Here is an 11783-nt window from a genome sequence, read left to right as displayed (position 1 = left end):
CAGGGATAGATGGCATAAACATAGAACAGTTGCGGGCGGGTCAAAATCGATGAAAAATAACCGTTTTGGATAGCATGGTTAACCAGTGATGAGTGAGCGCCTTCCCCTGCATGTCTTGCCGACCTTTGTTATCGCCGCCAGGTTGGAGAATCTGCGCGCCACGGCGCAGCAGGTGCATTTAACGCACGGCGCGGTCAGCCAGCAAATTCAGCTGCTGGAGCAGGCGGTCGGCCACCCGCTGTTTGAACGGCGCGGGCGCGGTGTGCGTCTGAATGCGGCCGGGAAAGAGATGCTGGCGGCGGTAGAGCCGGCGCTGCAGGCGTTGCAACAGGGCGTTGCCCGCGCCCGGCGCGCTGCGGCAAGCCAGACGCTGCGCATCAGCGTGCTGCCGTCTTTTGCTCATTATTGGCTGCTGCCGCGTCTGCCGGCCTTCCATGAAGCCTGCGCCGATATTGCGCTGGATATCGATGCGTCGCTGGCGCTGCAGGATCTGTCGCAGCGCGGGTTCGATGCGGCGATCCGCATCGGCAACGGCCAGTGGGCGGGGCTGCAGGCCCAGCGCATCGCGTCGGGTGACGTGCTGCCGGTCGCCTCGCCGGACATGGCGCGGCAGTGGGGAACGGCATTCGAGAACGGTGGCGACGTTCCCTTGCTGGAGCACGACGTCAGCCCGTGGCGCGACTGGTTCAATGCACAAGGGCGCACGCGGTGTGGGCGGCAACAGGCGGTGTTCAACGATGCCGGATTGTTGATTCGCGCGGCCGAGCAGGGGTTCGGCATCGCGCTGGCGAAAAAGCTGCTGGTGCAGGATGCGATCGACGCGGGGAGGTTGGTGGCATTGGCCGCGCCCTGCCGCCTGAGCGAGGACGACGTTTATCTGGTGTGGCCGCAGACCGCCGGGCTGACGACGGCGGTCTTACGGTTGCTGCAGTGGCTGCAGCAGCAGTTGGCGGCGGTTTAACGGCGCAGCCACGCCGGCTGCGAGGTGCCGAGCGTGGTCGCCGGCAGCGCCCATTGCAGCGCCGTGCCCTGCAGACTTAACGGAGCGCGCAGGCGTTGCGCGGCGCCCCAGAAAGTCAGTTCTGTTTCCGGATCCTCGTCGGCGGGGGCGGCCGGCGCCAGCGGTTCCGGCCGATAATCTGCCGAACAGGGATGCGCCAGCAGCAGTTGTGCCGTGCGCGCCAACGACAGCCGCGCGTGGTAGCCGGTGCCGCGGCTCAGGCGTTGTGCCATACCGGTCAGCACCGCCGTCGCCATCAAATAGCCGGTGGCGTGGTCCAGAGCCTGTACCGGCAGCGGCACTGGCAAACTGGCGCTGCGCCAAACCATGCCCGCCTCCGCCAACCCGCAGCTCATCTGCACCAGGCTGTCGAAACCGCGCCGGGTGCGCCACGGCCCGCTCCAGCCGTAGGCATTCAGGCAGACGTCGATCAGGCCCGGCGCCAGCGCGCGTCTTTCCTCCGCGCCATAGCCCAATTTCTCCAACGCACCGGCACGGTAGCCATGCACGATCACGTCGGTGTTTCTCAGCAGATGTTCAAACGTATGGCGATCGTGCGCATTGGTCAGGTTGAGGCGCGCGCTGCGCTTGCCCAGCATCACCTCGTGCTCGACGCCGGGTTCATCCCAACCGTAGGGATCGATGCGCAGCACGTCGGCGCCCAAACCGGCGAGAAAACGGGTGGCGATCGGCCCGGCGAGAATGCGCGTCAGATCCAGCACCCGAACGCCGTGCAGCGGCCGGGCGACGGGCAGCGCCCAACCCGGCGGCGGCGCTTCCGGCTGCAGCGAGGTGTGGATCAAGGGTTCGAGCGCCACGCTCTTGCCCTGAATATGTTGTCGCCACGCGGCCGCCGAGCGCATTTGGGCCGCGCAGCCGCCGGCCTCGATCACTGCCTGTTCCAGCTCGCTTTTTTTCCAGCTCAGCACGCGCGCCGCCAGCGTGCCTTTATCCGATGCCGGGCCCATCACCTGTTCCACGGCTCTCCGATGATGCGGCGCATTGGTATGCAGGCGTATCCAGCCATCCGCCGTCTCGTAGTCGCCGGCCAGCGCGTCCCAGGCCGCAGGCAGCGTCCAACCCAGCGGACGCAGCGTCCAGCCGAACCAGAGCGAGGCCAGGCGTTGATCGATCCAGACCTGCGGTGCTTCGGTTGCTTCGCGGCGAAGCAATTCGGCGCAGGCCAAACCGGCGGCGCTCCAGGCGGCGGTCGCCAATTCGGTGACGGGAAAAGCCGAAGGCAATGCGCCGACGCCGCTTACGGTTAACCGGTCGGCGGGGGCGGGCCGTTGCCCCAGGCTTTGCCAAATCTCGTCGAGCAGAGTGTGAGTCAGAGGCGTCATCGGCCACTCCTTGCGGGTCGTCGGAAATATAGCCTAGCGTAGCCCACCGCCGGCGACCTTGCTAAGGCGCAACGTCGAACGTGCGACCGTCGGCCAGTTTGGCGTGCAGGCTGTGGGCTGCGATGCCGGCGACCGGCTGCGCGCTGAAGTTGGCGGTCAGCGTCGACCCGTCGCTGAACGTCGTCTGTTGCACCCAGCCGTCCCGATCGAGCCAGCGGAAGTCGGTCAGCGCTTTGTCCCACAGGGCCTGATGCAGCGGCCGGAAGGCGGCGTCGGCGCGTTTGATTGCCGGCAGGCGGGCCGCCAGGGTGGCGCGGCTCAGATGGAACATCGGCGCAGTGTTATACAGCTGGCTGAGCAGGCTGCGGGTGGTCTGAACGTCGCTGAACTTCAGGTTGTCGTAATTCCAGTGGTGGCTGCTGACGATTGCATCGTGGAAAACGGCCTGGTACAGCGGCAGGCGGTAACGCGGATCGAATTCGACGGTGCGGTAAGGCTGCTTCACCTTGGCGGGGCGGAAGAAAAACGCCGGTTGGGCGTTGGGCCACCAGGCGCCGAGATAATAGGGCGAGGATTTATCCTGATTCATCTGTTTATCGCCCCAGCCGAATCCCCAGGTTTCCATGCCGTGGGCGAACATCAGGCTGCGGGCGGTCACCGCATTGCCGTCCTCCGAGCCGAGCGGCAGCTTAAGAGTGGTGCTGAACCAGGCCAGCCTGGCGTTGCGCGCTTCGGCCATCTGCGCCGCGCCGGTCGGGTGGTTGGGCTGATAGTCGTCGGAGACCATGCCGGTGCCGTCCACGTCGAGAAACAGGCTGTTCAACCCGGCCAGTTGCACCAGCTCGCGCATGCGCTGTTGAGAATAGGGCAGGACGCAGCCCGGGTTGAGGTAGTAACCCTGTTTGCCGAATCCGGGTTTCTTGCTGCCGTCGGCGCGCACGATGGCGCAACTTTCCCGCAGCGCCGTCGGCAGTTGCGCGGTGAGCCAGCTGTCGTTCACGCCGCGTGGAATGGCGGTATCGTAGGAGTCGTAGCTGGCGATCAGATAGCCGGCCGCCTTGGCGGCGGCCACCGCCTGCGGGTGCAGGAAGGCGGCGGTCCAGTTATCGGTGCCCAACCACAGGCGCGGTAAGCCGGCCTGGCGCAGCGCGTCGATCACCGGTTTGGCCAGCCCTTGCCCCCAACGGCCCGCCGGGGTTAACCAGCGCCCCAGTTCCTGTTGCGCCCGCTCCTGAACCGCAGCGGCCTGGCGCTGCTGCGCCTGCAGAAAATCGGCGTCATCCGGCGTGGCGCCCAGCGGGATTTGCGCCGTCAACGCCTGGTTGATGCCGTCGATCAGGGGCTGTTGCTGCCAGCCCTCCGGTGTTTTGCCCGCCAGCTGCAGCAGGCGCTTTCTGCTCTCGGCATCCATCTTCTGCCGCAGCCCTTCGGCGGCGGGAGAGGCGAGGTAGTGCAGCAACCCCGGCCAATCTTTGACGTCTTCCGCCGCCAGCAATTTATCGCCCCACAGGTAGACATGGGTGGCGCCGATCAGCTTTTCGCCTTCGGGCGCCTGCTTTATCTTCTCGCGCAGGCTGCTGAACTGGCCGTTTTGTTGCAAATAGTCGCGGTAGCGGCGCGCGCCGGACAGCGGCGTGCCGCCGACGTGCAGCAGCACCTCGAATGTCTGCTGTTGATTGAAGCGGTTGAACTGATGCCCGGCGCGCATCTCCAGCTTTTCCTGCGCGGCGGTGAAGGTGACCCGGTTGCTGAACGGCGTCAACATCAGCCAGCTGTAGACCTTGCCCTGGAATTGCTGGCTCCACAGCGGCAGCTTCAGATCCCAGTTGGTATCCAGCGGCGTCATTTCCGTCGTCAGGTAATGGCGCCAGACCGCGTTGTCGAGCGGAATGCGGCTGCCTTCGCCGATCGGCAGCAACAGCGTTTCCGCCTGCGGCGGCAGGCGATACCAGGTCAGAAGCTGTGGCCGCTCGCTGCTGAAGCTCAGGCGCAGATCGCCGTCCTCCAACCTGGCGCTAACCTTGACCGCACTCTGCGGCCAGCGCCAGCTGGCGCGTTGTGGCGACGCGGTGAGATCCGCCACCGGTTGCGCGGGCTGCGACAGATTGACCGGCACAGCGCCGGCGGCAATGCGCAGCGTGGCGGGATCGAGTTCAAACTGCGCGTCACCTTGCTGCAGCAACAGGGCATCGGCGGGAAAGCTGACGAGCAGCGCGAGCGCGAGCGGGGAAAGTCGGTGTTTCATCGGGGGCGTCCTTGAAAGATGAAGGAGGGCAGTTTACCGATAAGCGCACTGCCGCCCAATGTTGCCGTCTTCTATTTGTGACATCGGAATATCATTGCGGTATTTCAGTTTATTTTTCGTTTAATAAATTAGCCTTTACTTCATTATCCGACGTCACTATACTCAGCCAAAATTTCGGTGGAGAAACCCAATTGGACAGTTGTAGTTGTAATAAAATAAATAAGGCAAGCTGACCAATTCTCTTCTGATTTGTTGCTTGCCGTTATCGGCGGGCAGCACCCCTCTCCAGTTATTCCTGAGCTGTGCATACCCGAATAAAAACGTTTCCTGAGGCCTGATGGTTTCAGGTGAATTGAGTTGGACGTTATTATGGTATTCTGCAGCCACAGCCTTTTCCCTCCAGGCACAGTACGCTGATTCGCTGATTTATTTTCGGCGCGATTTTGCGTGTGCTAAACAGCACATGATTTTATCTCCTGCGGTTAATTAAGGGGACAGTCATGGCTATGACTCCTTTCGTTTTAAATTTATTGCTGGCAATGTGCCTGGGCGCGGTGATTGGCGCCGAGCGTCAGTGGCGCCAACGTATGGCCGGCCTGCGCACCAATGCGCTGGTGGCGACCGGCGCGGCAGTCTTTATTCTCAGCTCCATGTCCACCGATCCGGCCAGCGCCGGCCGCGTGGCCGCGCAGATCGTCTCGGGTATCGGCTTCCTCGGCGCCGGCGTTATCATGCGTGAAGGGCTGAACATTCGCGGCCTCAACACCGCCGCCACGCTGTGGTGTTCGGCGGGGATCGGCGTCCTGTGCGGCCTGGGCCAGCATTGGGATGCGGTGGTCGCCACGCTGGTGATCCTGTGCGCCAATATCCTGCTGCGCGAGGCCGCGCAGCGCATCAACCTGCAGCCGCACCAGCAGGCGACCGATCTGGAACTGTGCTATCGCATTCAGGTGACCTGCGGCGAACAGGATGAAATTCTGGTGCGCACCCTGATTCTGCAGGCGCTGAACGGCGTCGCCTTGCGGTTGCAATCCTTGCGCAGCGCCGATATTTCCAGCCCGGGTCAATTGGAAGTGTGCGCGGAAATTACCGCTACACCGGCTGCGCAAAAAGAAATTGAAGGTATTGTCTGCCGTGTCAGTCTGGAAAAAAGCGTGAGTGCCGTTCGCTGGCGCGTCGCGTCCGAATTACCGGTCTGATTAATGATATAAATATTTACTAACTTGATTATATGTTCAGGTTTATTCAGGCACGCCTGAATAACGCGGAGCATTAAGGAGGTGTTATGGACGATGACCCCGGAAGGGAAATGATTTCTGCGTGGCTGACAGGGTAATCACGTTATTCAGTCACGCTAATTAAAAAATTCCACTCTGCGCAGAGTCACCTGTTTATCGGGCGGGATCTCCCTGTGCGCAGAACGAAAATAAGAGAATAGCGTTATGACTCAGATTAATGAAAGAACGCGTCGCCGTGATAAAGACGCGGTGACCTACGCCATTGCGCAAGAGGCGACCAACAGCATCGCCCAAACGCTGGCGAACCTGAAGTGCAACCGCAACGGCTTGACCCAGGACGACGCCGATGAACGGTTGGAGCAGTTCGGCGCCAACCAGGTCGCCCACGATAAGGCGCCGCATGCCTTGGTTCAGCTGATCAAGGCTTTCAACAACCCGTTTATCTTCGTGCTGATGGTGCTGGCTGCGATCAGTTTCTTTACCGATTATTGGCTGCCGCGCCAGAGCGGTGAAGAAACTGAACTCACCGGCGTTATTATCATTCTGACCATGGTCACGTTGAGCGGGCTGCTGCGTTTTTGGCAAGAGTACCGCACCAACAAAGCGGCGGAAGCGCTGAAGTCGATGGTGCGCACCACCGCCACGGTGCTGCGCCGCAGCAGCTACAGTGCGCATCCGTTGGCGCTGGAAGTGCCGATCCGCGAACTGGTGCCGGGAGATATCATCCAGCTCTCCGCCGGTGACATGGTGCCGGCCGACGTGCGTCTTATCGCTTCGCGCGATCTGTTCATCAGCCAGGCGATTCTGACCGGCGAAGCGATCCCGATTGAGAAATACGATGCGATGGGCAACGTGGCGCAGAAGTCGAGCGAAGGGGAAGTGTCCAGCGAGAACGCGCTGCTTGAGCTCTCCAACATCTGCCTGATGGGCACCAACGTCGCCAGCGGCACCGCTACGGCGGTGGTGGTGGCAACCGGCGGGCGCACCTACTTTGGCTCGTTGGCTAAATCGATCGTCGGTTCGCGGGCGCAAACCGCGTTCGATCGTGGGGTGAACAGCGTTAGCTGGCTGCTGATTCGCTTCATGTTGGTGATGGTGCCGGTGGTGTTGCTGATCAACGGTTTCACCAAAGGCGACTGGAGCGAGGCGGCGCTGTTCGCCCTGGCGGTGGCGGTCGGCCTGACGCCGGAAATGCTGCCGATGATCGTCAGCTCCAACCTGGCGAAAGGGGCGATCGCCATGTCGCGCCGCAAGGTGGTGGTGAAGCGCCTGAACGCCATTCAGAACTTCGGCGCCATGGACGTGCTCTGCACCGACAAGACCGGCACGCTGACCCAGGACCGCATCATTCTCGAGCATCACATCGACGTCACTGGCGCGAGGGATAACGAGGTGCTGCACCTGGCCTGGCTGAACAGCTTCCATCAGAGCGGCATGAAGAACCTGATGGACCAGGCGGTGATCCGCTTCGGACGCGGCAAACCGGGGATCGAAGCCCTGGGGCGTTTCAGCAAGGTGGATGAGCTGCCGTTCGACTTCGTGCGCCGCCGTTTGTCGATCGTGGTGGCGGACGAAAATGGCAAGCAGCAGCTGATCTGTAAGGGCGCGGTAGAGGAGATGCTGGAGATCGCCACTCACGTGCGTGAAGGCGACAAAACGCTGGAACTGGACGACGCGCGCCGTGCGGCGTTGCAGGCGCTGGCCCGCGAGTATAACGAAGACGGTTTCCGCGTGCTGGTGCTGGCGACGCGCGAGCTGGACGCGCAACGCCCGGCCGACCCGCTGAGCGTGGCCGACGAGCGCGACATGGTGGTGCAAGGGCTGCTGACCTTCCTCGATCCGCCGAAGGAGAGTGCGCAGCAAGCGATCGCCGCGCTGCAGGAAAACGGCGTGACGGTGAAGGTGCTGACCGGCGACAACCCGGTGATCACCTGCAAGATTTGCCGCGACGTCGGGCTGGAGCCGGGTGAACCGCTCTCCGGGCTGCAGATTGAACAGATGGATGACGAAGAGCTGGCGCGCGAAGTGGAACAGCGCACGGTCTTCACCAAGCTGACGCCGCTGCAAAAATCGCGGGTGCTGAAAATACTGCAGGCCAACGGCCATACCGTCGGCTTCCTCGGCGACGGCATCAACGATGCGCCGGCGCTGCGCGATGCCGACGTCGGCATTTCGGTCGACACCGGCACCGATATCGCCAAGGAGTCGGCGGACATCATCCTGTTGGAAAAGAACCTGATGGTGCTGGAAGAGGGGGTGATCAAAGGGCGCGAGACCTTCGGCAATATCATCAAGTACCTGAACATGACCGCCAGCTCCAACTTCGGCAACGTGTTCTCGGTGCTGGTGGCCAGCGCCTTCATCCCGTTCCTGCCGATGCTGGCGATCCACCTGTTGATTCAAAACCTGATGTACGATATTTCCCAGCTGTCGCTGCCGTGGGACAAGATGGACAAAGAGTTCCTGCGCAAGCCGCGCAAGTGGGACTCCAAAAACATCGGGCGCTTTATGCTGTGGATTGGGCCGACCTCGTCAATCTTCGATATCACGACGTATGCGCTGATGTGGTACGTGTTCGCCGCCAACAGCGTGGAACACCAGGCGCTGTTCCAGTCCGGTTGGTTCATTGAGGGGTTGCTGTCGCAAACGCTGGTGGTGCATATGCTGCGCACCCAGAAGATCCCGTTCATTCAGAGCACCGCGGCGCTGCCGGTATTGCTGACCACCGGGTTGGTGATGGCGCTCGGCATCTACATTCCGTTCTCGCCGCTCGGCGCCCTGGTTGGCCTGCAGCCGCTGCCGTGGGAATACTTCCCGTGGTTGGCCGCTACGCTGGTCAGCTACTGCGTGGTCGCGCAGTTGATGAAGCGTTTCTACATCCGCCGCTTCGGCGAGTGGCTCTAAGCCGTCTCGGTATTCACTTCGGGGGCGAAATTCTTCGCCCCCGCACCGCTACAGCAGTTTGTTGACCAGCAGGCCGAGCATGATGGTCAGCGTGAAGGAAAACAGCGTGCCGAGCAGCACATACTCGGTGCGCATCTTATCGTCGCTCTGGCGCAGATCGCCGAAACGGAAGATAGATTTGGCCGCCAGCAAAAAACCGATCGCCGGGATTTGCCCCAGCAGCACAAAGGTCAGGATCAGCGTTCTCTCCAGATAGCCAATCTGTTTGCCCGCGCGCAGCAGTGAGTCGTTGTCGGCCTTGGCCGAAGGCGGCATTTGCGGCGTCCAGTGCGCCAGCAGTTGCCCGATCAGCAGGCTCATCGGCAGATAAATCAGGCTGTAGGCCACCAGCACCAGGCCGGTTTGCCAACGCCCCAGTTGCCGCCCCAGCGCGGCGATCAGTTCACCGGCATTCGGCGTCAGCCCCAGCCACAGCAAGGCGATCACCGCCAGATGCAATCCCTGATCGAGCAGGAAACTGCGGGCCGGGCTCAGGCGGTTCATCGCGGTGACTTTCAGCAAATCGATCAGGTAGTGGCTGACGGCGATGACCAGCAGGCTGGCCAGCACCTGAAGTGAAGAAAGCCCGCCGTGTAGCAGGCCGAAACCGGCCACCACCCAAGCGGCCAGCACTCCGTGCAGCAATGCGTGCAACACCAGAAAACGTGAACGTGCGCGATGCTGGATTTTATCTTCCACCCAACTCAGCGGCTGCAGCGGAAAATCCGCCAGCAGGTGGACGAGCAACAGCCAGGCCAGCAAGGGCGCATAGGTCAGATCCATAGTCAGACGATCCTGTTAATGGCGTGAATAAACCGCATGATTTCCTCGTAGGCCGCGCGTTTTAGCGCGGCGGAAACCGTGGAGGCGGCTTTCTGCAGTTGGTCCGCCACGGCGGCGCCGCTGTCGGCGAACATTCTCGTCTGGACGATGCGCGCTTCGGCCTGTGACAGGTGGCCAATCACATGATCTAACATTGGCAGTAGATCGCTGACAATGGCGTTTGTCCGATCGTTGTCGGTTTTCAGAGCCAGCCGACAATTTTTTACCATGGCGTCCAGCGCGCTGCCGGAGTTGATAAAGGCACTGCCGTAACCGGTGGCGTCGGGCCGTTGGCTGCCCAGCCCGATGGCGATGCGCGCATCCCAGTGTGCGGCGCCCATCGCCCGCAGCGCGAGGCGAATGTACACCGCCAGCAACAGCCCGTCCTCCGGGGCGGCCTGTGCCTGGAAGGCATCGCCGCGAAAGATTTCCACCTGATGCAGCCGCCCGTCGCGCTGCAGCCGATCGAGCAGGCGATGCAGCCCATTGAGGTAGTTGACGGTGTCTGACCGGCGAGAATCGACCAGATCGCCGCTGATAACGCTGATTGGCATCGGCATGGCGTGTTCCGTTGTGTGCAGAGGGATGGCTATAAATTCGCACCTGGATACGAATATGTCAATAATTCGCCTGTGGATGCGAATTTATCAGATTTTCGCCTGTGAAGACGAAACGAGGCAGGGCGAGGAGTGGGGGATGAACGGCCGGGAATGCGCGGGCCTGTCAGGCTCGCCACCGGCGGCGTAGAGGGAAAATGGCCGGCGACCGGCCGTTCAGAAGCTTTTAACCAGAACGTCACGCGGCATTTCGCTGCCGTGTTTCAGCAGGTGCTCAAACGAACGTTCGCTGCTTTTCAGCTGCTGCAAAAATTCCTGCGGCGACAGATCGTGTTTTTTGCCGCTCATGTAAGCCAGCGCCAGTTCTTTTGCCTGATAGCGGGAGAAGTTGTACATGGTGTCCTCGATACGGTGAATGTCTGTGCTCACGATTGTAGCGAAAGAGCACATAATGAACAGTGGCTTTAGCGTATGGAATCGATAGCTGAAACTTAACTTGCCGGTTGCAACAGCTCGTCGCACAGGCGCTTGATCACCTGAGCCTGCGGCAGGCCGTTGTGCAACATCTGGCGGATATGCTCCGAATCGCTGATGCCCTGGCGGACATGGCGCTCGACCGCCTGCAGCACGGCCCGATCCTCCTGTCGCTCGGCGAAACCGCTCAGCGCTTCGAGCGTGTGCAGGATGTGAGCGGTCAGGCTGCTGCGGCGCAGCGTCGCGGGATCGACGTATTCGGCGGCGAAACCGCTGCGATAGGCGTTGATCTTGTTGTAATGGGTGAAGGCATCGTATTCCGGCGCGACCGGCGAGCGGTGTTGCAACAGAAAATCAGCCAGCAGGCGGCAGTAACCGACCAGCAGCACGGCGTGCGCGAGGCGCAGCGGCGTATCGCAGATGCGGATCTCCACCGTGCCCAGCTCCGGTTTTGGCCGCGCATCCCAGTAAATATCCTTGACGCTTTCAATCACGCCGGCGGCGTTCAGCCGTTCGTAGTAGGCGTTGAATTCGCGCCAGCTGTAGATGTGTTCCAGGCATCCGTAGTTGGGGAAGGAATTCTGCGCGCTGAAACGGGAGCTGGCAAAGTGCGTGTCGACGCCCTGATACAGCGGCGACGAGGCGCTGAGCGCGATCAGCTGCGGAAAATAGGGCGTCAGCGCATGGCACAGGTACATCGCCTCGTCCCCGTCGTTGACGCCGAGGTGAATGTGTTGGCCGAACACGCAGGCCAGCTTGGAGAGGTAGCCAAAGCGGCTGGCCAACTGCCTGTAGCGCGCGCTGTCGCTGATGACCTGCTTGCGCCAGTCGTTGCTCAGGTGGCGGCCACCGCCGCAGACGTCACAGCCCAGGTGCTGCGCGCTGCGCCGGACGGTATGGGTCAGGGCGCGCAGTTCGGCGTGCAGCTCACCGAGATCGCGGTGCACCGAGCTGTTCAGCTCCACCATCGATTTGGTGAGCTCATGTTTGACGCGCCGGCGGTCGCCGACCGCGCTGATCACCCGATCGGCCCGATCCGTAAGATCGTAGTGCTCGTCATCGACCAGCTGCAGCTCTATTTCAGTGCCGATGGAGAGCCTTTGCGAACGTTTGAATGTGAGCGGCATGGTGCCTCCTTCCTGCAAGAACGGCATAAAGATA

General features: G+C 61.8%; 10 protein-coding genes. 3 read left to right on the top strand and 7 right to left on the bottom strand.

What is annotated here, in order from left to right:
• The first annotated feature begins 85 nt into the window (after positions 1-85).
• Positions 86-961 carry a LysR substrate-binding domain-containing protein gene (locus C9411_RS03575; RefSeq protein ID WP_063990378.1) on the top strand — a complete coding sequence of 292 codons (876 nt, stop codon included), beginning with the start codon at positions 86-88 and terminating at the stop codon, positions 959-961.
• On the opposite strand, the gene C9411_RS03570 is transcribed toward C9411_RS03575, so the two are convergent.
• From C9411_RS03570 to C9411_RS25485, 3 genes are all read right to left on the bottom strand, one after another.
• Positions 958-2343, bottom strand: a complete 1386-nt coding sequence (locus C9411_RS03570; protein ID WP_063990377.1) for a CoA transferase — start codon at positions 2341-2343, stop codon at positions 958-960. The genes C9411_RS03575 and C9411_RS03570 overlap by 4 nt on opposite strands.
• Before the next feature lie 61 nt (positions 2344-2404).
• The gene (locus C9411_RS03565; RefSeq protein ID WP_107226423.1) at positions 2405-4588 is read right to left on the bottom strand and encodes a glycoside hydrolase; all 2184 of its coding nucleotides are present in this window, start codon (positions 4586-4588) and stop codon (positions 2405-2407) included.
• A gap of 162 nt (positions 4589-4750) precedes the next feature.
• A complete protein-coding gene (locus C9411_RS25485; protein ID WP_130017239.1) occupies positions 4751-4975 on the bottom strand; it encodes a hypothetical protein in 225 nt (74 codons plus the stop codon).
• A gap of 113 nt (positions 4976-5088) precedes the next feature.
• Between C9411_RS25485 and C9411_RS03560 the strand changes: the two genes are divergently transcribed.
• On the top strand, positions 5089-5787 hold the full coding sequence (locus tag C9411_RS03560; RefSeq protein ID WP_025303346.1) for an MgtC family protein: 699 nt from the start codon (positions 5089-5091) through the stop codon (positions 5785-5787).
• A 243-nt stretch (positions 5788-6030) separates the two neighbouring features.
• On the top strand, positions 6031-8730 hold the full coding sequence (gene mgtA / locus C9411_RS03555; protein WP_107226422.1) for a magnesium-translocating P-type ATPase: 2700 nt from the start codon (positions 6031-6033) through the stop codon (positions 8728-8730).
• Between the two features lie 48 nt (positions 8731-8778).
• Here the strand turns inward: mgtA and C9411_RS03550 are convergent, their stop codons facing one another.
• The 4 genes from C9411_RS03550 to C9411_RS03535 all read right to left on the bottom strand — a co-directional run bounded on the left by C9411_RS03550 (position 8779) and on the right by C9411_RS03535 (position 11749).
• On the bottom strand, positions 8779-9552 hold the full coding sequence (locus tag C9411_RS03550) for a DUF3307 domain-containing protein (RefSeq protein WP_063990374.1): 774 nt from the start codon (positions 9550-9552) through the stop codon (positions 8779-8781).
• Positions 9553-9554: 2 nt separating this feature from the next.
• Positions 9555-10151 (bottom strand): hypothetical protein, encoded by a 597-nt coding sequence (locus C9411_RS03545; protein WP_063990373.1) that lies wholly within the window; start codon positions 10149-10151, stop codon positions 9555-9557.
• A 213-nt stretch (positions 10152-10364) separates the two neighbouring features.
• Positions 10365-10544, bottom strand: a complete 180-nt coding sequence (locus tag C9411_RS03540) for a hypothetical protein (RefSeq protein WP_004935085.1) — start codon at positions 10542-10544, stop codon at positions 10365-10367.
• Between the two features lie 95 nt (positions 10545-10639).
• Positions 10640-11749 carry a YbdK family carboxylate-amine ligase gene (locus tag C9411_RS03535; RefSeq protein ID WP_107226421.1) on the bottom strand — a complete coding sequence of 370 codons (1110 nt, stop codon included), beginning with the start codon at positions 11747-11749 and terminating at the stop codon, positions 10640-10642.
• Positions 11750-11783: the final 34 nt, after the last annotated feature.

The organism is Serratia sp. Nf2 (assembly GCF_003028435.1).
In the GTDB taxonomy this organism is placed as follows: Bacteria; Pseudomonadota; Gammaproteobacteria; order Enterobacterales; family Enterobacteriaceae; genus Serratia; species Serratia marcescens_L.
This window is presented reverse-complemented; position numbering and strand designations above follow the sequence as displayed.